This is a genomic window from Streptomyces sp. NPDC090445 (genome assembly GCF_044769385.1).
Classification (GTDB): domain Bacteria; phylum Actinomycetota; class Actinomycetes; order Streptomycetales; family Streptomycetaceae; genus Streptomyces.
The window spans coordinates 26,537-46,712 of the sequence record NZ_JBIVXV010000008.1 but is presented as its reverse complement, the minus strand read 5'-3'; the positions used below and the strand labels follow the sequence as shown (position 1 = coordinate 46,712).

The 20,176-nt window shown below is 72.4% G+C and carries 15 protein-coding genes; 11 read left to right on the top strand and 4 right to left on the bottom strand.

The window, feature by feature from the left end; all coding sequences use genetic code 11:
• The first annotated feature begins 7 nt into the window (after positions 1-7).
• Positions 8-775, top strand: a complete 768-nt coding sequence (locus ACIQUT_RS18725; protein ID WP_403564019.1) for an alpha/beta fold hydrolase — start codon at positions 8-10, stop codon at positions 773-775.
• A gap of 250 nt (positions 776-1,025) precedes the next feature.
• On the opposite strand, the gene ACIQUT_RS18720 is transcribed toward ACIQUT_RS18725, so the two are convergent.
• The gene (locus ACIQUT_RS18720; protein ID WP_403564018.1) at positions 1,026-2,492 is read right to left on the bottom strand and encodes a helix-turn-helix domain-containing protein; all 1,467 of its coding nucleotides are present in this window, start codon (positions 2,490-2,492) and stop codon (positions 1,026-1,028) included.
• Positions 2,493-2,750: 258 nt separating this feature from the next.
• Here ACIQUT_RS18720 and speB point away from each other — a divergent pair, with 258 nt between their 5' ends.
• The 5 genes from speB (at position 2,751) to ACIQUT_RS18695 (ending at position 8,825) form a co-directional block, all read left to right on the top strand.
• Entirely contained in the window at positions 2,751-3,728 is a 978-nt protein-coding gene (gene speB / locus ACIQUT_RS18715) for an agmatinase (protein ID WP_179176777.1), read from the top strand.
• Positions 3,729-3,807: 79 nt separating this feature from the next.
• Complete coding sequence (locus tag ACIQUT_RS18710; protein WP_403564017.1) at positions 3,808-5,502, top strand: thiamine pyrophosphate-binding protein; 1,695 nt, start codon at positions 3,808-3,810, stop codon at positions 5,500-5,502.
• 61 nt (positions 5,503-5,563) lie between these two features.
• Positions 5,564-6,007, top strand: a complete 444-nt coding sequence (locus ACIQUT_RS18705) for a hypothetical protein (RefSeq protein WP_403564016.1) — start codon at positions 5,564-5,566, stop codon at positions 6,005-6,007.
• Positions 6,008-6,019: 12 nt separating this feature from the next.
• Positions 6,020-8,167, top strand: coding sequence for a hypothetical protein (locus ACIQUT_RS18700; RefSeq protein ID WP_403564015.1), 2,148 nt, complete (start codon positions 6,020-6,022; stop codon positions 8,165-8,167).
• Positions 8,148-8,825 carry a hypothetical protein gene (locus ACIQUT_RS18695; protein ID WP_403564014.1) on the top strand — a complete coding sequence of 226 codons (678 nt, stop codon included), beginning with the start codon at positions 8,148-8,150 and terminating at the stop codon, positions 8,823-8,825. Before ACIQUT_RS18700 ends, ACIQUT_RS18695 begins: the two co-directional genes overlap by 20 nt.
• Here the strand turns inward: ACIQUT_RS18695 and ACIQUT_RS18690 are convergent.
• Positions 8,815-9,234 (bottom strand): ATP-binding protein, encoded by a 420-nt coding sequence (locus ACIQUT_RS18690; protein ID WP_403564013.1) that lies wholly within the window; start codon positions 9,232-9,234, stop codon positions 8,815-8,817. The genes ACIQUT_RS18695 and ACIQUT_RS18690 overlap by 11 nt on opposite strands.
• Positions 9,235-9,388: 154 nt before the next feature.
• Here ACIQUT_RS18690 and ACIQUT_RS18685 point away from each other — a divergent pair, with 154 nt between their 5' ends.
• The gene (locus ACIQUT_RS18685; RefSeq protein WP_403564012.1) at positions 9,389-10,150 is read left to right on the top strand and encodes a GntR family transcriptional regulator; all 762 of its coding nucleotides are present in this window, start codon (positions 9,389-9,391) and stop codon (positions 10,148-10,150) included.
• 108 nt (positions 10,151-10,258) lie between these two features.
• Positions 10,259-10,921, top strand: coding sequence for a hypothetical protein (locus tag ACIQUT_RS18680; protein ID WP_403564011.1), 663 nt, complete (start codon positions 10,259-10,261; stop codon positions 10,919-10,921).
• Here the strand turns inward: ACIQUT_RS18680 and ACIQUT_RS18675 are convergent.
• The gene (locus ACIQUT_RS18675) at positions 10,911-11,900 is read right to left on the bottom strand and encodes a hypothetical protein (RefSeq protein ID WP_403564010.1); all 990 of its coding nucleotides are present in this window, start codon (positions 11,898-11,900) and stop codon (positions 10,911-10,913) included. The two genes, ACIQUT_RS18680 and ACIQUT_RS18675, sit on opposite strands and share 11 nt — an antisense overlap.
• A 232-nt stretch (positions 11,901-12,132) precedes the next feature.
• Between ACIQUT_RS18675 and ACIQUT_RS18670 the strand changes: the two genes are divergently transcribed.
• The 3 genes from ACIQUT_RS18670 to ACIQUT_RS18660 all read left to right on the top strand — a co-directional run bounded on the left by ACIQUT_RS18670 (position 12,133) and on the right by ACIQUT_RS18660 (position 18,186).
• Entirely contained in the window at positions 12,133-16,080 is a 3,948-nt protein-coding gene (locus ACIQUT_RS18670) for an ABC transporter ATP-binding protein (protein ID WP_403564009.1), read from the top strand.
• Positions 16,081-16,271: 191 nt separating this feature from the next.
• On the top strand, positions 16,272-16,613 hold the full coding sequence (locus ACIQUT_RS18665; RefSeq protein ID WP_403564008.1) for a hypothetical protein: 342 nt from the start codon (positions 16,272-16,274) through the stop codon (positions 16,611-16,613).
• A gap of 85 nt (positions 16,614-16,698) precedes the next feature.
• The gene (locus ACIQUT_RS18660; RefSeq protein ID WP_403564007.1) at positions 16,699-18,186 is read left to right on the top strand and encodes an aminopeptidase; all 1,488 of its coding nucleotides are present in this window, start codon (positions 16,699-16,701) and stop codon (positions 18,184-18,186) included.
• Between the two features lie 102 nt (positions 18,187-18,288).
• Here the strand turns inward: ACIQUT_RS18660 and ACIQUT_RS18655 are convergent, their stop codons facing one another.
• Positions 18,289-20,166, bottom strand: a complete 1,878-nt coding sequence (locus tag ACIQUT_RS18655; RefSeq protein WP_403564006.1) for a glycoside hydrolase family 3 protein — start codon at positions 20,164-20,166, stop codon at positions 18,289-18,291.
• Between the last annotated feature and the right edge of the window lie 10 nt (positions 20,167-20,176).

Here is a 20,176-nt window from a genome sequence, read left to right as displayed (position 1 = left end):
TCACCCCATGGGCACATACATCCAGCTCGGAGCCGTGAACACCTGGTACGCGGAACACGGCGCGGGCGAGCCCCTCGTCCTCCTGCACGGCGGCCTGGTCGACGCCCGCTTCTTCGAGCCGAACCTGGAGCCCCTCGCAGCCCACTTCCACGTCTACACCCCGGAGCGCCGGGGCCACGGCCACACCCCGGACGTACCCGGCCCCATCACCTACCGACTGATGGCGGACGACACGATCGCCTTCCTCGACACGGTGGTCGGCGAGCCGGCCGACCTGGTCGGCCACAGCGACGGCGCGTTCGTCGCCATGCTGGTTGCGATGCAGCGCCCGGACCTCGTCAAGCGCCTCGTCCTGATCAGCGGCGGCTTCAACAAGGCGGGCGAGGCCGTGCCCGACACGGAGTGGGACGTCGACCAGCTCTTCGACTTCCTCGCCCCCGCCTACGGCGAGGTCTCCCCGGACGGCATCGACCACTTCAGGACCGTCGCCACGAAGATCGGCGAGATGGCCGCCAAGGAGCCCGACCTCCAGGCCTCCGACCTCTCGGCGATCACGGCCCGCACCCTCGTCATGTTCTCCGACGACGACCTCGTCACCCCCCAGCACATGATCGACACGTACAACGCCCTCCCCCACGCCGAACTCGCCATCGTCCCCGGCACCTCCCACTTCCTCACCCAGGAGAAGCCGGCCCTGGTCAACGCGATCATCGCGGACTTCCTCACGAACGACCCGGTCCCCACGGTGGCCGCCATCCGCCGCGCAGCCCACTGACGCGCCCCGCCACGCACGGCCCGCAGCCGCCACCCACCGGAAGCACGTAGCGATCCGTCGCGCACCGCACCCCCGCCCGCCCAACCCACACCGCCGGGCGCGGCTTGCTTCCCCTGGGCGTCTTTCCTTGGGGCCCTCCGCCGGCTGCTCCTTGCCCCGCCCCGGAAACACCCTCGACCGGCGGATGGCCCCAAGCTGCTTCGCCGATGCGGGTCGGGGGTATCCCGCGGGACCGGGCCCCGGGCCCGCATCACAGATCAGGCCCCGCCGCCCCACCCTCCCACCGCAACGCGAACCACAGCTCCGCCCGCGCATCCGGGTCGTCCAGGTCCCGCCCGAGCAGTACCGAGCAGCGGGCAACGCGCTGCCGGACCGTGTTCCGGTGCACCCCCAGAGCCGCGGCACTGCGGTCCCAGCTGCCGTGGTGGGCCAGCCACCCCCGCAGCGTCTCGCGCAGCACGGGAGCCAGCGGGGCGAGCAACGCCTCCGCATGCGCCCGGGCCTCCGCTTCGCCGACCAGGCCCGCGAAGCCGGGTTCGGTGTGGCGGGCCAGCGGGGCACGGGCCGCCTCGGCACGGTCCAGGGCGCGCCGGGCCTGCGCGTCGGCGGTGGCCAGGGCTTCGGGCGCGGCCGGGGCGCTGACCCCCAGCCGCCATCCGGGCTGCGGGCCGGGATCCCGGTCGGTGAGGAGCCGTACGCGGGGACCGGGCCGCGGATCCAGCAGTACGGTCCCCAGCGCCGCGGCGAGCGCCCGCGGGTCGGGATCGGTGCCGCCGCCGCGGGCATGGACCGCGTACCAGGGGCCGGCGCCCAGCACCTCCGCCGGGGAGCCGCCGAGCAGCAGCCGTGCCAGGGCGGCGGTGTCGTCCCCGGCGGGCCGTTCGGCGGTGAGCAGGGTCAGCAGGACGGCGGCGACGGAGGCGACGGTGTGGTCGCCGGGGGCACGGGCCGGGGTGGCCGTACCCAGCACCGCATGCCGGCCGAGGGCGTACGCGGCGAGGTGCCGCCCCCCGGCCTGATCGGTGGCGGTGGCGGGCCCCCCGGCCCGGCCGACCCGGGCCATGAGCGAACCCAGAGCCGCATCCCCGCCATCCAGGGGAGGGGGTGTGCCCGCGGCCCGCCCGTCCGGCCACAGCACCACGTACCCCCCGAGGCTCGCCGCGAGCCGGGACAACACCGCCGGCACCGGATCCGGCCGGGCCGCGGCCGCAGCCAGCGCCTGCTGGGCCTCGGTCACGCGGCGCAGCTCACGGGTCCGCGCCTCGGCCATCAGCCGCCACACCGCGCGGGCGACGGCGGTGAACGGGGTGCGCGGCGGAACCTCCAGCAGCGGCAGCCCGTGCCGCGCACAGGCGTCGACGAGCGCGGCCGGCACCTCCTCGTGCACGGGCGCCACACCGAACCCGAGGGCGGCAGCCCCGGCGGCGACGAGCCGGGCGACGTACTGGTCGTAGAAAGCGGCAGCAAGGGCAGGACCAGGCCCACCGGAGGCAGGACCAGGACCACCCGGCCCGTCCCCACCCGGCCCGTCCCCACCGGGCCCGTCCCCAGGCCCCGCACCCGCAGTGAGCAGCAGCTCCCCACCCAGCAGGTACGGCGACGGATCGGCCATCTCGGAGGCGTGCACCCCGTGCACCCAGGCCTCGGCAGGCCCGGCCAGGTGCCGCAGCCCGAGCTCCCGGTCCCCGAGCAGCGCCCCCAACGCGACAGGCGGCACGGGCGGCACAGCCGACGACCCGGCGGCGGCTCCGTCACTCACTGGACCCGAACCCGAATCGGACGCTTCACCCACCCCTGATCCAGGACCACTCATGGATGCTCCGCACACGCCAGTCGGACAGTATGGATGGAACGTACACTGCGCGCCCCGACCCCGGCGACTTACGCTCGAAGCACCGCACCAGCACCACGCCAGCAGCACCTGCAAGACCTGCACGACCCGCAAGGCCTGTAGGACCTCCAGAAGGGCACCCCCATGAGCACCGAGCGCAACGAGCAGACGCCCCGCGGACCGGTCGACTCCTCCCGCATCCCGCGTTACGCGGGCCCCGCGACCTTCGCCCGGCTGCCCCGCCTGGACGAGGTCGGCTCGGCGGACGTCGCCGTCGTCGGCGTGCCCTTCGACTCCGGCGTGTCCTACCGCCCCGGCGCCCGCTTCGGCGGCAACGCCATCCGTGAGGCCTCCCGCCTCCTGCGCCCGTACAACCCGGCGCAGGACGCCTCCCCGTTCGCGCTCGCGCAGGTCGCCGACGCCGGTGACATCGCCGTGAACCCCTTCAACATCAACGAGGCCGTCGAGACGGTCGAGGCGGCCGCCGACGAGCTGCTGTCCGCCGGTTCCCGCCTGATGACCCTCGGCGGCGACCACACCATCGCCCTCCCCCTCCTCCGCTCGGTCGCGAAGAAGCACGGCCCGGTCGCCCTGCTGCACTTCGACGCCCACCTGGACACCTGGGACACGTACTTCGGCGCCGAGTACACGCACGGCACGCCGTTCCGCCGCGCCGTCGAGGAGGGCATCCTCGACACCGAGGCCCTCTCCCACGTCGGTACCCGCGGCCCGCTGTACGGCAAGCAGGACCTCGACGACGACGCCAAGATGGGCTTCGGCATCGTGACCTCCGCCGACGTGTACCGCCGCGGCGCGGACGAGATCGCCGACCAGCTGCGCCAGCGCATCGGCGACCGCCCGCTGTACATCTCCATCGACATCGACGTGCTGGACCCGGCGCACGCGCCCGGCACCGGCACCCCCGAGGCGGGCGGCATGACCTCCCGCGAGCTGCTGGAGATCATCCGCGGCCTGTCCTCCTGCAACCTGGTCTCCGCCGACGTGGTCGAGGTCGCCCCGGCGTACGATCACGCTGAGATCACCTCGGTCGCGGCGTCCCACACCGCGTACGAGCTGACCACGATCATGAGCCGCCAGATCGCCGCGGCGAAGGGCAAGTAAGCCCCTCCCGGCGCGTCGGCCAAGCCCCCGGCGTGTCGGCAGTGCTGCCCGGCACGCCAGCACGGAAGGCACGCACAGCGTGACGCACGACCACGACCTGGTACTCCGCCCCACCGACGCCCAGCGGGCGGCGGCCCTCGCGCCGCCGCCGGGCCGGACGGGCGGGGACCTGGTCGTGGAGACGCTGCGCGGGCTCGGCGCGACCACCGTGTTCGGGCTGCCCGGGCAGCACGCCCTCGGGCTGTTCGACGCGGTGGGCCGTTCCGACCTGCGGCTGGTCACCCTCCGCGTCGAGAACAACGCCGGTTTCGCCGCCGACGCGTACGGCCGGATGACCGGCGAGGCGGTGCCCCTCCTCCTCTCCACCGGCCCGGGAGCCCTGACCGCGCTCCCCGCACTCGCCGAAGCGGCGGCGGCCTCCTCCCCCGTCCTGGCGATCTCCTCCCAGGTGCCGACCACCGGCCTCGGCGGCGGCCGGCGCGGCCACCTGCACGAGCTGCGCGACCAGGCCGCCTCCTTCCGGGACGTGGTCAAGTCCGTCCACCTCGCCCGGACCCCCTCCCAGATCCCGTCCGTGATCGCCGAGGCCTGGGAGTCGGCGCTGACCGCCCCGCACGGGCCGGTGTGGGTGGAGATCCCGGAGGACGTTCTCCGCACGGAAACGTTCGTCCCGCAGGTCACCGGCATGGACGCCACCCCGCACGACCTGGCCCCGCGCCCCGAGCTGACGGCCCTCGCCGCGCACTGGCTGGAGAACGCCGAACGCCCCGTGATCATCGCGGGCGGCGGCGTCATCCGCGCGGACGCAGCAGGCAAGCTCAAGCAGCTGGCGGAACGCCTCTCCGCCCCCGTGGTCACCACCTTCGGCGGCAAGGGCGCCTTCCCCTGGACCCACCCGCTCTCCCTCCAGTCCTGGCTGGAGGACCGCCACACAACCGACTTCCTGGAAGACGCCGACGTCCTCCTCGTCGTCGGCTCCGGCCTGGGCGAGCTGTCCTCGAACTACCACACGTTCCGGCCCGGCGGCCGGGTGATCCAGATCGAGGCGGACCTCGGCAAGCTGGAGTCCAACCACCCCGCGCTCGGCATCCACGCGGACGCCCGCCTCGCGCTCCAGGCCCTCCTCGAAACCGTGGCCGAACGCAAGGACCCCACCGCCCCCACCGCCCCCGACCGCGTCCGCGGGGTCCTCTCCGCCGTCGCAGCCCGCCTGGCCTCCCAGGACCTCACCCTGGAGCAGGACCTCCTCCACTCCATCAGGTCGGCCCTCCCGCCCCGCTCCCCGTCGTTCTGGGACATGACGATCCTCGCCTACTGGGCCTGGTCGGCCTTCGACCCGAAGCACCCGAACACCATGCACTCGGCCCAGGGCGCCGGCGGCCTCGGCTACGCCTTCCCCGCGGCCCTCGGAGCCTGCCTGGCCGAGCCGGGCACCCCGGTCCTGGCCGTCTCCGGCGACGGCGGCGCGATGTACTCGCTCGCCGAGCTGGCCACCGCCCGCCAGCACGACCTGGACGTCACCTGGCTGATCGTGGACGACGGCGGCTACGGCATCCTGCGCGAGTACATGACGGACGCCTTCGACGGCCGTACGACCGGCACCGAACTGACCCGCCCCGACTTCACGGCCCTGGCGGAATCCTTCGGGGTCCCGGCGGTGCAGACGACTCCCGACACCCTCCGCGCGGACCTGGCGAAGGCCCTCGCCACCCCGGGCCCCTCGGTGGTGGTCCTTCCGGCCAGGCTCCGCATGTTCGCCCCCACGCACGTTTAGGGCTCGCTCAGGGGCTCGCTAGGGTGGTTTTGATCAGGCGGGCGGAGTGCGAGGGGGAGCAGTGTCGTTCGAGCAGGAGTGGGGCCGGCAGAAACAGGCGGCCGCGTCCGAGGGCGCGTCGCCGCAGATGCGGCTGAACCAGCTCGCCGCCGACCCGGGCGGCGGCTCCGGGGCGCCCAGCGGGTTCGGGGTGCTGGCCACGGCCCCTCCCGAGAAGAAGAAGGCGGCCAACACCATCGAGAACGTCCTGCAGCCCGGCACGACGAAGGCCGCGGACGCGGCCGACGAGCCGACCAAGAACGCGGTCAAGGCCTTCACCGGCTGGGACACGGCGGCCGGTCTGACGAAGGCGCACACGCACTGGGACGACCAGGTCAAGCGCCTGATGGGACGGCTGGCCTCGGAGAAGACGGCCCTGCGCGGCGCGTCGAACCTGTTCACCGGACAAGACCAGCTGACGGGCCGGAGCTTCCAGCCGGTGCAGTCGAGGGTCACGGGACTCTAGGGGGAGACGGACGTGCCGAGCTACGCCGAGATCATGCAGACGGACCTCTCCGCGCTCACCACGGCCGCCGACGGCTGGAAGGCCATGGCGGCGCAGTTCAAGACCATGGAGGACGTCTACAAGGACGAGGTCCAGAAGGTCTCCGCCGGCAACGGCTGGCTGGGCACCAGCGCCACGACCGCCGCCACCAACTCCTCCATCACGCGCCAGGAGTACGCGTCGGCACAGAAGGAGGCGCTGGCCATGGAGTCGCTGCTCCGTGACGCGCACGCCCGGTTCACGGACCTCAAGGGCCGCCTGGTGTCCGCCGTGTCGGACGCCAAGGACGCCGGCATGAAGGTCTCGGACGCCGGCAACGCGAGCTTCGACTTCTCCAAGGTCGACGCCGGCACCGCGAACGCGGCGCGGCACGACCCCGACCTCCCGGAGGTCGAGCGGGCCTGGACCCGCCGGATCGCAGACACCGTCAAAGCGATCACGGAGTTCGACGCGGACGTCAAGACCGCCCTGCTGAACGCGTCGGGCGCGGACGGCACGGCGATGTTCGGCTTCAACTCGAAGCCCGTCAACGACGTCGAGGCCGTGGAGGCGCTGGCCCTCACCCAGAAGATCCGTGACGGCAAGGCCTCCCCGGAGGAACTGCGGCACTACGACGAGGTCCTGAAGCAGAACTCCAAGGACAAGCACTTCAGTGAGGCGTACCTGAACGGGCTGGGGGCGAAGGACACCCTGCTGCTCGCCGACCAGATGAACCTGGCGTCGAACGACCGCGGCACATCGGCGGCCGACAGGAAGCTCTACGAATCGATCAACTCGGGCCTCGCCGGGACGATCGCCTCGGGCACCAAGGACCCGGACAGCTACGCGTACAAGCCCTTCGTGAACGGGCTCAAGGAGCAGGGCCCCGAACTGGTCGCCAAGGGCCTGCGGCCGACGTACGGCTACCAGGCGCTCGTCACCCTCATGGCGAACGGCGACGGCTACGGCAAGCAGTTCCTCAACGACGTCGGCGACGGCATGATCGCGGCCGAGAAGTCGAAGCCGCACATGTACGACCACGCCTGGGACTCCCAGCGCCCGAACCTGGTCTCCGACCCGCTGGACGGCCTGCTCGGCATCATGGCCAAGGACCCGGACTCGGCGACGTACTTCCTCGACCCCGACGCGCCCGGCAACAAGAACGAGCACCTGAAGTACATGCTCACCGAGCGCGACATGCCGGACCCCTGGATCTCGACCGCGGTCGGCCCGCCGATCGAGATCCACGGCGACAAGACGGCGGGCCTGGGCGCGGCCCTCCAGGCGGCGGCTACCGGCCACACGGACGGCGAGAAGCTCGGCCCGCCCGGACCGCACACCGAGGGCCAAGCGCGCGTGATGCACAACGCCATCCGCCTCTTCGACGACGAGATGAGCGGCGACAAGTTCCCGAAGGACCTGGAGGGCCTGCGCCAGCCGATGGCGAAGGCACTGGTCGACTACGTGGAGGACACCCACCTCATCCTCGGCGGCCAGGAGTCCGACCTGGGCGGCATCAAGGGCAGCGACTCGATCCACGGTTCGGGCGACAAGGCCCAGATCGCGGTCGGCCAGGGCAGCCTGGTCCGCGTGATGCGCGGCATCGCGGACGACGGCCCGAGCTACGCCCTGATCGTCGAGGCGGAGCGGATGTACTCGGCGGAACAGCTCACCGCTGCCGCCCCGTACAAGGGCGACCTGCACGGTGTGAGCGCGGACTGGGACAACCGGGCCCATGACATCGGCGCCGCGGCCGGCGCCCTGAACGGCATCGGGGCCGACGTCTACAAGGACAAGGAAGACGACCGGAACAAGTGGGCGGAAGGCACATCTGAACACACGGCTGCCTTGGCGAACGGACTCATCGGCGAGATCCCGATCGCGGGCACGGTCGGAGGCTCGCTGATCGACTCGCTCAAGTACGAGTGGGTCGAAGGGGTCAAGGACGAGGCCGAGGAACAGGGGAAGAAGGATTCCAGCAGCAATTTCGGGAAGGGCATGGAGGCGACCAACGATATGTTCGACGCGTGGGGCAGGGATCGTCACATCGAAGGCGACGCTGCTTTCAAGCACGCCAAGGACACGGCGACCACCAGCTACACCAGTGGAAGGGATGCCGCTCGTGCGCATCTCCGGTCCTGACGTGCTCAAGACTCTCGGGCGGTCGACGGCTGCTCTTCTTTGTGTGCTGACACTGGCATCGTGTGACTCGGGCGAGTCCGAAGCGAAGACCGACCATCCGTGCGAGATCGCGCCCGCCTCGGAAGAGCAGACGCTTCTGCGGAAGATCCTTCGTGCAGACGGCTTCGAGACCCTCATCATGAACAGTACGAGCCGTGCGGTCGAGAAGCTGGAGCGCGAACTGCGGGAGATGGATCCCAAGGAGCGGACACTTCCCCGATACACGTGTGCGTACCGTCCGGGTGGTCAGGGGGGAGTCGAACGCGCGACGTTCGGATTCGGCTGGGTGGCTCGCACCTCGGAGGATGTGAAGCCGTCCCTGTCCAAGAGCGTCCCGTACGAGGTGAACGGCGCCTTCGGTGAAACGAACGACTTCATCACGAAGCTGTTCGTCCAGTGCGACATGCCCGGCGAACTCGGCGAGAAGTCGAAGTCGGCATGGTTCTACGCGGATGCTTCGTACACGGTCAACATCGGCCGGACGGACCTCGACCAAGCGGCCCGGGACCGCCAGACGGCCCTCACTGCCCTCATGACCCGCCGGGTCACCGAGGCCCTCGGCTGCGAGAACAAGCCCCTGGAGAAACCCCCGGTCGTGAAGCCGCTCCCTACACCCTGACGGGGAACTCGGCCCAGACCGTCTTGCCGATGCCGTGGGGTCGGGGCTCCTGGCCCCACCGGTCCGCCACGGCCGCCACGACGGCGAGCCCGCGCCCGCCGTCTCTGTCCGGCCTGTGCGGACCGGGCTCCAGGTCCACCCAGTCGCCCGCGTCGGCGACCTCGACCCGCAGGCACGCACCGTCCCACACCGCCCGTACGCCGATCTCCCGGCCGCGGGGTGCACGAGCGTGCCGTACGGCGTTGGTGACGAGCTCCGACAGCGCCAACTCTGCCGTCTCCGAAGTCGGGCGTGCGACGCCCCAGGTCCGGGCCTGATCCCGGAAGAAGGCGCGGGCCCAACCGGGGCTGCGAGGGCTGCGAGGAAAGAGCCAGAACGCTTCGCTCGGCAGGGACGGAGCCAGTGCCACCCGAATCACCTCTCTAGAGATTCCGATGCTAGGAGTGAAGCGCGTTGCGGGCCGCCGGTCAAGCTATCTCTAGAGATGAACGTATGGCGCGTGGGGCTGAGCGAGCACGGCTGCATTCCGCGCCTACGATGTCGAGAGATGATCGGGAGGACGCATGCCGAGTAACGGCTCCGGGCGGCAGCCCAAGTACCAGCGGATTGCCGCCGAGCTGAAGGCGGCCATCCAGGTCGGCACGTACGGTCCGGGTGACCGCCTTCCCGGCGAGAACGACCTGATGGCCACATACGGCGTTGCCCGCATGACGGCCCGCCAGGCTCTCGGCGTCCTCCAGACAGAGGGCATTGTGGAGGCCCGCAAGGGCGCTGGGGTGTTCGTCCGAGACTTCAGGCTGATTCGCCGCCGCGGCATTCAGCGTCTTGCCGGCGACATCTGGGGTGCGGGCCGGTCCATCTGGGAGGCTGACACCGAGGACCGGGACCCGTCCGTAGAGCTGCTGTCCGTGAGTGAGGAGGCTGCACCGCCGGGCATCGGGGCCTTGCTCGGGCTCGGGGAGGACGATCGCGTCTGCGTCCGCCGCCGACGGTTCGTCCTCGACGGCAAACCAGTCCTCGTGTCCACCTCGTACCTGGACGCCGTACTCGCCACCGGCACCCCCATTGCCGAGCCCGACACCGGCCCCGGCGGCATCTACGCCCGCCTCGCCGACCTCGGCCGCAGGCCGGTCCGGTTCCGGGAGGAGATCCGCTCGCGGATGCCGGGGCCCGAAGAGGCCGCAGCCCTGGCGCTTGTGCCCGGGACGCCGGTGGTCCTGGTCTGCCGTACCGCCTTCGCCGCCGACGGGCAGGTCGTCGAGGTGAACGAGATGATCCTCGACTCCGCCGCCTACATCCTGGACTACGAGTTCGACGCACCGTGACGGCGGGTGCCCCTCGTGTTCCGGCGTCCCGCGTCCTTGCACCTTTCGGATGGTGACGCTGTGTTTCCGGCCCGGCTTCGCGGGCCTGAATCAGGTGTTCGTGGGAGCTTGATCGGTGAGCCGGTCCGTGTCGATCCGGAAGCGGAGGCCGACGCCGTGATGCCCGCACGCCCCCGAAGCCTTGCTGCGGCAGTGGTCGCGATCGCCTTGGCCGTGGTCCTCGCCGCCTGCCAGAGCGGCGGCGGCTCCGAGCAGCAGCCTTCCCCGGCACCGCCTTCGGGCACGGAGCAGGTCACCGTCCCCCAACCGGAGGACACCGTGTTCCTGGGGGAGAGCGCCGCCCACACCAGGCCGATCAGCGTGCCCGCCGCGTCCGTGGGCGAGCCCGCGACCCGGGACTTCGCCATTTCCAACTCCGAAAGCGAACCCAAGACCGTCCAGGAGCTGTCGGTGACCACCGACAACGGGGAGGCCGCGATCACGGAGGACAACTGCTCCGGTGTCGAGCTGCCGCCCGGAGGAGGGTGCACGATCACGCTCCAGCACGTTGCGGCCGCGCCGGGCAGCTACAGCGGGCAGCTCACTGCCGAGACCACCGACGGCCAGGTCATCACCGTCGAGATCACCGGGGAGGCGGTCGACGCAGCGGCCACCCCCGACGGCTCCGAGGAATCCCCGAGTTCGAGCCCGACGGCCGACGACACGCCCACCGACGACACGCCCACCGACGGCGTGTCCACCGAGGACACGTCCGCCGTTGTCACGGACTGATCTCCACGCGGACCGTCTCGTCGTCGGGGAGCACGACCAGCTGTGGCACCTCGGACTCGGCGTAGGAGACGAAGTAGTAGCGGGACGGCGACTTCACGAGGAGCCTGAAACCGCGGTACTCGTATCGGAACGGCGCGCTGCCGGGGCCGCGGTCCTTGAATTTGATGCCGCCGAGGTGATGGGGGAGGGAAACCTTCGAGTGGACCACCACCCTGGGGCTGTGGGCCACGTAGCCACCGGCCTTGAGTTCGGCGGCCGCAGTCGTACCTGCTTGAGCCGCGTACCGCGACATGGCGAAGAACAGGCTCATCGCGAACAGGCCGATGAGCAGGGCGCCACCTGCCAGCCACAGCCGGTCGCCCGTCCTTTCACGTCGGCCGGGTTCGTCGGAGCCCCGGCTGAGGTGCAGCTGTACGGCGAAGAACGCCAGCGTGGCACCCAGGGCGACGACCAGGCAGGGCAGGAACTCGCGCAGCCACCCGCTGGGGAGGGGCGGCAGTCGGCCCTCCATGAAGTAGGCCGGGAAGCCTCCCAGCACCAGCAGCAAGCTGCCGATGGCGAGCAGGCAGGCCGTCACCCTGCGGCGCACCGCCTCCCGCCCCGGGACGGCCAAGGCCCGGCCCACTGAGCCCAGCACCAGCAGCACGACCAGTCCGCAGATCATCAGCAGCCAGAGGGGGAAGAAGACCGCGGCCGGGCTCTCGACCACGTACTTCTGGACGGAGAACTGCAGATCACTCGTGGGGATGCCGAAGTAGGCGTAGTACGCGTCGGTGTACGTGCTGCCGAAGTAGTAGAGGAGACCGAGGGCCACGGTCGCCGGGGCCGTGATGTACGCCGCCTTCTCCAGGAACGACCCCGATCCGAGCCCTGACCCGGGCCCCGACCCGGGCTCCGGTCCCGAGCCCGTCTCCGATGGCGGAGCCGACGGCACACGCCCCGACTCCGGTCCCGGCGACTGCTCCTTCGGCTCGGGCATGCGCCCAGTCTGTGCGCGGGCGACCGGGCCCGCACGCGGGCCGCGCCACCCGGCTGAACCCCCACCCCCACCCCGCTGCCCGCCCCGCTGCCCGCCCCGCTACCCCCAACGGCCGCGTCCCGCGTGCGGCCGAGGTGACACATCTGCACCTTCGAGATGGTGCGGCGGGATGAAATCCGCCGGTGGGGGCGTTGGGGCAGGCGGCAGCGACGGACGGACGGGGAGGCAGAACGTGGCGGCGGCGCAAACAGCGGCGGGAACGGCGCAGACAGCCGGAGAGAGGCAGCAGGAGGAGCGGCAGCAGGGGTGGGCCAGGCGGCTGGCCGCCTACACCTGGCGGTACAAGGCCAATGTGCTGCTCGCGCTCGGTTCCTCCCTCGGAGGCATGGCCGTCATGGCCTTCGTCCCGCTCGTGACGAAGGTCATCATCGACGACGTCATCGGGGACCAGAGCAGGCCGATGGCGCCGTGGGCCGGGCTGCTCATCGGCGCGGCGGTGCTCGTGTACGCGTTCACCTACGTACGCCGCTACTACGGCGGCCGCCTCGCCCTCGACGTGCAGCACGACCTGCGCACGGACATGTACGGCACCATCGCCCGCCTCGACGGCCGGCGCCAGGACGAGCTGTCCACCGGCCAGGTCGTCGGCCGGGCCACCAGCGACCTCCAGCTGATCCAGGGCCTGCTCTTCATGCTGCCGATGACCATCGGCAACTTCCTCCTCTTCGGGATATCCCTGGCCGTCATGCTGTGGCTGTCGCCGCTGCTGACGCTCGTCGCGCTGCTGATGGCGCCCGCGCTGTGGTTCATAGCGGACCGCAGCCGCAAGAAGCTGTTCCCCGCCACCTGGTGGGCGCAGGGCCAGGCCGCCGCCGTCGCCTCCGTCGTCGACGGGGCCGTGACGGGCGTCCGCGTCGTCAAGGGCTTCGGCCAGGAGGACCAGGAGACCGGCAAGCTGCGCGATGCCGGCCGCGGGCTCTTCGCGGGGCGGCTGCGGAGCATACGCCTGAACTCGCGCTACACCCCCGCCCTGCAGGCGGTCCCCGCGCTCGCCCAGGTCGCCATGCTGGCCCTCGGCGGCTGGCTGGCCACCAACGGCCAGGTCACCCTCGGCACCTTCGTCGCCTTCTCCACCTACCTCGCCCAGCTCGTCGGGCCCGTCCGCATGCTCGCCATGGTCCTCACCGTCGGCCAGCAGGCCCGGGCCGGCGTGGAGCGGGTGTTCGAGCTGATCGACACCGAGCCCGCCATCCAGGAGGGGGTGCGGGAGTTGCCCGCCGACGCCCCCGCCACCGTCGAGTTCGACGACGTCGTCTTCGGCTACGACCCCGAGCGGCCCGTCCTCGACGGCTTCTCCCTCACCGTCGCCGCCGGCGAGACCGTCGCCGTCGTCGGCGCCTCCGGTTCCGGCAAGTCGACCGTCTCCCTGCTCCTGCCCCGCTTCTACGACGCCGACCGCGGCACCGTCCGTGTCGGCGGCCACGACGTCCGCGAGCTCACGTACGACTCGCTGCGCGCCGCGATCGGCCTCGTGCCCGAGGATTCGTTCCTCTTCTCCGACACCATCGGCGCCAACATCGCCTTCGGCCATCCGGACGCCACGGAGGAGCAGGTCCGGGCCGCCGCCCGCGCCGCCCAGGCCGAGGACTTCGTCGAGCGCCTGCCCGCCGGGTACGACACCAAGGTCGGCGAGCAGGGCCTGACCCTCTCCGGCGGCCAGCGCCAGCGCATCGCGCTCGCCCGCGCCATCCTCACCGACCCCCGGCTGCTGCTCCTCGACGACGCCACCTCTGCCGTCGACGCCCGCGTGGAGCACGAGATCCACGAGGCGCTGCGCGCCGTCATGGCGGGCCGCACGACGCTCCTCATCGCCCACCGCCGCTCCACGCTCGCGCTGGCCGACCGGATCGCCGTACTGGACCGCGGCCGGCTCGCCGACATCGGTACGCACGAGGAGCTGGAGCAGCGCTCCGCGCTGTACCGGCGGCTGCTGACCGACGCGGACGCGCTCGGCGCGGCCTCTCCGCGCACCCCCGAGGCCGCCCCGGCGGCCATGGACGCGTTCGAGCGGGACTTCGAGCAGGACATCGAGGTCGAGGCCGAGATCGACGCGGAGCCGGTCAACGCCAAGCGGCGCGTCGTCGACGGCATCACCCCCGAGCTGTGGCGCCGCCGGGAGGACTCCGCCAGGGCCACTTCCGCCTCCGCCGCTGCCTCCGCCCCCGCCGCTGCCCCGGGTGCCGCCCCCGCCGCTGCCCCGGGTGCGGCCCCCGCCGCGGCCCCCGGTGCCGGCGGGCCCCCGCACTCCATGGCCGGGGCCGTGGCCGGGATGCCGGCCACCCCCGAGCTGCTCGCCAAGGTGGCGGCGCTGCCGCCCGCCGACGACGAGCCGGACGTCGACGAGGGCCGGGCCGCGGCCGCCGAGGACAGCTACAACCTGCGCCGCCTGCTGCGCGGCTTCTGGGCGCCGCTCGCCGTCAGCCTCGGCCTGGTCGCGGTGGACGCGGGCGCCGGCCTGCTGCTGCCGGTCCTGATCCGGCACGGCATCGACCAGGGCGTGGAGCAGGCCGCGCTCGGGGCCGTCTGGGCGGCGTCGCTGCTCGCCCTCGCGGTGGTCGTCGGCCAGTGGGCCGCCCAGTTCGCCGAGACCCGGATGACGGGCCGGACCGGTGAGCGCGTGCTGTACGCGCTCCGCGTGAAGATCTTCGCCCAGCTCCAGCGCCTCGGCCTCGACTACTACGAGCGCGAGCTGACCGGCAAGATCATGACGCGGATGACCACCGACGTCGACTCCTTGTCGTCGTTCCTGCAGACCGGCCTGGTCACCGCAGTCGTCTCCGTCTTCACCTTCTTCGGGATCCTCGTCGCGCTGCTCGTCCTCGACGTCGAGCTCGCGCTGATCGTCTTCGCCACCCTGCCGGTGCTGGTCGTCGGCACGATCGTGTTCCGCCGCAAGTCGGTCGCCGCGTACGAGCTCGCCCGCGACCGGGTCAGCCTGGTCAACGCCGACCTCCAGGAGTCCGTCTCCGGGCTCCGCATCGTCCAGGCCTTCCGCCGCCAGGGCTCGGGCGCCGCCCGCTTCGCGGAGCGCAGCGATGCGTACCGCGAGGCCCGGGTGCGCGGCCAGTGGCTGATTTCGGTCTACTTCCCGTTCGTGCAGCTGCTGTCCTCGGGTGCGGCGGCGGCGGTGCTGATCGTCGGTGCGGGCCGGGTCGAGGCGGGCACGCTGACCACCGGCGCGCTGGTCGCCTACCTGCTGTACATCGACCTGTTCTTCGCCCCCGTCCAGCAGCTGTCGCAGGTCTTCGACGGGTACCAGCAGGCGACCGTCTCCCTCGGCCGGATCCAGCAGCTGCTGCGCGAGCCGACCACCACGCCGCTGCCCGCCGACCCGCGCGGGGTGCGGGAGCCGATCGGCGAGATCGCCTTCGAGGACGTGCACTTCGCGTACGGCACGGCCGAGGAGCGCGGCGAGAAGGGCAGTGAGGCCCTGGCCGGAATCAGCCTGCGGATACCGGCGGGGCAGACCGTCGCGTTCGTCGGCGAGACCGGGGCCGGCAAGTCCACGCTGGTGAAGCTGGTGGCCCGGTTCTACGACCCGACCGGCGGCCGGGTGACCGCCGACGGCCGGGACCTGCGGGAGCTCGACCTGACGGCGTTCCGCCGCCGGCTCGGGGTGGTCCCGCAGGAGCCGTACCTGTTCGCGGGGACGGTGCGCGACGCGATCGCGTACGGGCGGCCCGGCGCGAGCGACGCGGAGGTCGAGGCGGCCGCCCGCGCGGTCGGCGCCCACGACATGATCGCCACGCTCGACGGCGGCTACCTGCACACCGTCGCCGAACGCGGCCGGAACCTCTCGGCCGGCCAGCGCCAGCTGATCGCCTTGGCCCGTGCGGAGCTCGTCGACCCGGACGTGCTGCTGCTCGACGAGGCCACGGCCGCCCTCGACCTGGCCACCGAGGCCCAGGTCAACCGGGCCACGGACCGGCTCGCCGGGAAGCGCACCACCCTCGTGGTGGCGCACCGGCTGACCACGGCCGCGCGCGCCGACCGGGTCGTGGTCATGGACCGCGGCCGGGTGGTGGAGGACGGTACGCACGCCGAACTCCTCGCCCGCGGCGGCCGGTACGCGGTCCTGTGGCGGACGTTCCTCGGCGAGGACGAGCGCGCCGCGGCCTGAGCCCCCGCCGCCCGGCGGCTTTTCCACGTCCGGCCCCCGGATCTTGCCGCGCGCAACCTTCCGGGGGCCACGTGCGTCGTACGGACGTACGTATGACGCACATAAGTACGCGCAAGGGACCGGGGGACAGTGTGGGGCGCTACAGGAACGGGGGCGGCCGGGGGGCCGTCCGGGCGGGGGTGTCGGCGGCGGTGCTCGCGTTCTGCCTGGGGGGACTGCTGGTGGCGCCGCCGGCCCGGGCCGCCGAGGGCGGCTGCGGCGGACAGCTCGTCAAGACGCTGCCGTTCCCCGCGGGGGAGGTGCGCATCTTCAAGAGCCGTACCCAGGCGTGCGCCGTCGCCCTCGCCCGGGATCCCGGCACGCGCCGGCCGATGGCGGTGAGCATCCAGCCGCGGGGCGGGGTCCCGGTCCGCGATCTCGGGCAATTCACCCGATATGCCGGCCCTGTCACCGTCGGTGCGATCAACCGCTGTGTGTATGTAAAGGGGAGCATCGGGGTCGGGTCCGCCGAATCCGGCTGGATTCTGTGCTGAGCGAGCGTCCCAACTGGGTCTGGTCAGCTGTGCGTTGACCCCGCTAGGTTCACGTGGGACCGCAGTGAGCTCAAGGGGAGGGTGAATGCGTAAGACGCTTGGCCGACTGCTGCCGCTCGCCGTGCTGATCGGCACCATGGGCACGGCCGGCTTCACGGCTCGGACGGCCACCGCCGCAGAGCCGGCCACCGCCGCAGACCCGGCCGCCGCCGCAGCGCCGGCCACCGCCGGACAGGCAGCCGCCACGGACATCAAGGACCAGATCCTGGCGATTCCGGGCATGAGCCTGATCGAGGAGAAGCCGTACCCCGGCTACCGCTTCTTCGTCCTGAACTACGAGCAGCCGATCGACCACCGGCAGCCGGGGAAGGGCACCTTCAAGCAGCGCATCACCCTGCTGCACAAGGACGTCTCCCGGCCCACGGTGTTCTACACCTCGGGCTACAACGTCAACACCAACCCGCGCCGCGCCGAGCCGACGACGATCGTCGACGGCAACCAGGTGTCGATGGAGTATCGCTTCTTCAACCCGTCCCGCCCCGCCCCGGCGGACTGGTCGAAGCTGGACATCTGGCAGGCGGCCAGCGACCAGCACCGCATCTTCACGGCGCTGAAGAAGCTCTACCCGAAGAACTGGCTCGCCACCGGCGCCAGCAAGGGCGGCATGACGGCGACGTACTACGAGCGCTTCTACCCGCGCGACATGGACGGCATCGTCGCGTACGTCGCGCCCAACGACGTCGTCAACAAGGAGGACTCGGCCTACGACCGGTTCTTCGCCAAGGTCGGCACCAAGGAGTGCCGCGACAGGCTGAACGGCGTCCAGCGCGAGGCGCTCGTGCGCCGCGAGCCGCTGGAGGCCAAGTACGCGGCCGCCGCCGCCCAGAACGGCTGGACCTTCAACACCGTCGGCACCCTCGACAAGGCGTACGAGGCCGTCGTCCTCGACTACGTGTGGGCGTTCTGGCAGTACAGCATGCTCTCCGACTGCGGCACCGTCCCCGCGGACGCCAAGGCCGCGAGCGACCAGGAGATCTGGGACTCGGTCGACGCGATCTCCGGCTTCTCGGCCTACGCCGACCAGGGCCTGGAGACGTACACGCCGTACTACTACCAGGCCGGCACGCAGCTCGGATCGCCGGACATCAAGCAGCCGCACCTCAAGGGGCTGAGCCGGTACGGCTACCAGCCGCCGCGCAACTTCGTGCCGGGCGACATCCCGATGACCTTCCAGCCGGGGGTCATGGCGGACGTCGACAACTGGGTGAAGAACAACGCCCACCAGATGCTCTTCGTCTACGGGCAGAACGACCCGTGGGGTGCAGAACCGTTCCGCCTCGGCTACGGGACCCACGACAGCTACGTGATGACCGCGCCCGGCGCCAACCACGGGGCCAACGTCTCCAAGCTCCTGGAGGGCGAGAAGGCGCTGGCCACCCAGCGGATCCTGCAGTGGGCCGGGGTCGCCCCGACCGCCGCCGCCCTCGACGCGGGCCGGGCGACGCCGCTGGCGAAGCCGGACGCCCGGCTCGACCAGCAGGACCTGGAGCGCGAGCCGCAGCTGCGGCCGTAACCCGGTTCCCTCCCGCGCCGGGCCGAGGACCGGCGCGGGAGGGACCGCGCGGGTCCGCGGACCGGCGCAGGGACCACCAGGCCGTAGGGCCGGCGTACAGGATCAGCCGTACGCCAGCCCGTGGCCCAGCGGGTAGCGGCCCGGCACCGGGACCGGCAGCCGGCCCGTCGGCCGGGCCGCACCGGTGATCACCCGGGCCGCCGCCCGCATCTCCACGTCCGACCAGGTGTACGTGGCCAGTTCGGCCGCGCACTCCGGCAGCCGCGCCGGGTCGTAGGGGTTCCGCAGCGCCACCAGGACCACCGGCACCCCGGTCGCCACCAGGTCCGCCACCAGCGTGCGCTGCGGGCTGTCCCCCTCCGGCACGTTGTGCGTGCACACCAGCACCGCCGCGTTGCCCGGGGCCGCCGCCACCGCCCGCCCCGACGGCACCGCCGTCGCCCGGCAGCCGAGGGCGGTCAGCTCCTTGGCCAGTACCACCGTCGGGGGACCCGTCGTACCGCTGGGGGAGGCCGGGTCGGTCCCGGTGACCAGCAGCGCGGGCGCCGCCGACGGGTCCAGCGGCAGCAGCTTCCCGGGATTGGCCAGCAGGGTCGTCGTACCCGCCGCGATCTCGTCCGCGGCGGTCAGGTGGGCCGTGGTGCCCACGGCCCCGTCCACCCGCCCCGCCGTGGTCTGCGGCCGGTCGAACAGGCCCCGGCGCGCCTTGAGTTCCAGGATCCGCAGCACCGACTCGGCGATCCGGGTCTGCGTCAGCTCGCCCGACTCCACCGCGGCGACCACGCTGCGGAACGCGAGCCCCAGGTCGGGCGCGTTCAGCAGCTGGTCGCAGCCCGCCTTCAGGGCGAGCACCGGCACTCGGTCGTCCCCGTACTTCTGGCGGACGCCGGCCATGTCGAGGGCGTCGGTGACCACCACCCCGCGGAAGCCGAGGCGTTCGCGCAGGATGCCCGTGACGATCGGCCGCGAGAGGGTCGCCGGGTCCCCCGAGGGATCGAGCGCGGGGAAGACGATGTGCGCCGTCATCACGGCGTCCACGCCCGCCTCCACCGCCGCCCGGAACGGCGGCTCGTCCAGCTCCTCCCACCGGGCCCGGCTGTGCGTCATCACCGGCAGCCCGATGTGGCTGTCGGTCTCGGTGTCGCCGTGGCCGGGGAAGTGCTTGGCCGTCGCGGCCACCCCCGAGCCCTGGTAGCCGCGTACCTGGGCGGCGACCAGGGCGGCCACCGCCTTCGGGTCGGAGCCGAAGGACCGGACGCCGATCACCGGGTTGGCCGGGTTCACGTTCACGTCGGCCACCGGCGCGTAGTCCTGCCGGATGCCCATCGCGGCCAGCTCGGCGCCCGCGATCCGCGCCGCCCGCCGGGCCTCGGCGGCGGCCGACGCCTTGCCGCCGCGCGCGCCCAGGGCCATCGCCCCCGGCAGCAGGGTCGCGGGCTTGCCGATGCGGGCCACCGCGCCGTGCTCCTGGTCGATGGAGAGCAGCAGCGGGATCCCGGCTCCCGTGGCCGAGGCCGCCTGCTGGAGCCCGGCCGACAGGTCGGCGATCTGCTGCGGGTTGCGGGTGTTGCCGGCCCAGGAGAACAGGACGACCCCGCCGAGGTGGTAGCGGGAGATCAGCTCGGCGGCGGTGCGCACCCCGAACTGCGACAGGTTCTTCTCTGCGTCGGCCGGGTCGGGCCCGGTCGCGGAATGCCCGAAGGCCCGGGACACGAAGAGCTGCCCGACCTGCTCGGTCAGGCTCATCCCGGCCACCACGCGGCGCAGTTCGGCCAGGTCGGGGGCCGGGCCGGGGGCCCGGTCGCCGGGGCGCGCGTCCCCGCGGCGGGCGCCCCTGGAGCCGCCGGGGGAGCCCGAGGGACCGGAGGGGGCGGCGGCGTCGGAGGAGCTGCCCAGGGCGTAGGAGACCGCTCCGGCGGCTGCGGCGGCGGCCACGGCGGCCGCGGTGAGCAGGGACCGGCGGGAGGCGTGGTTCGGCACGCGCCGGACC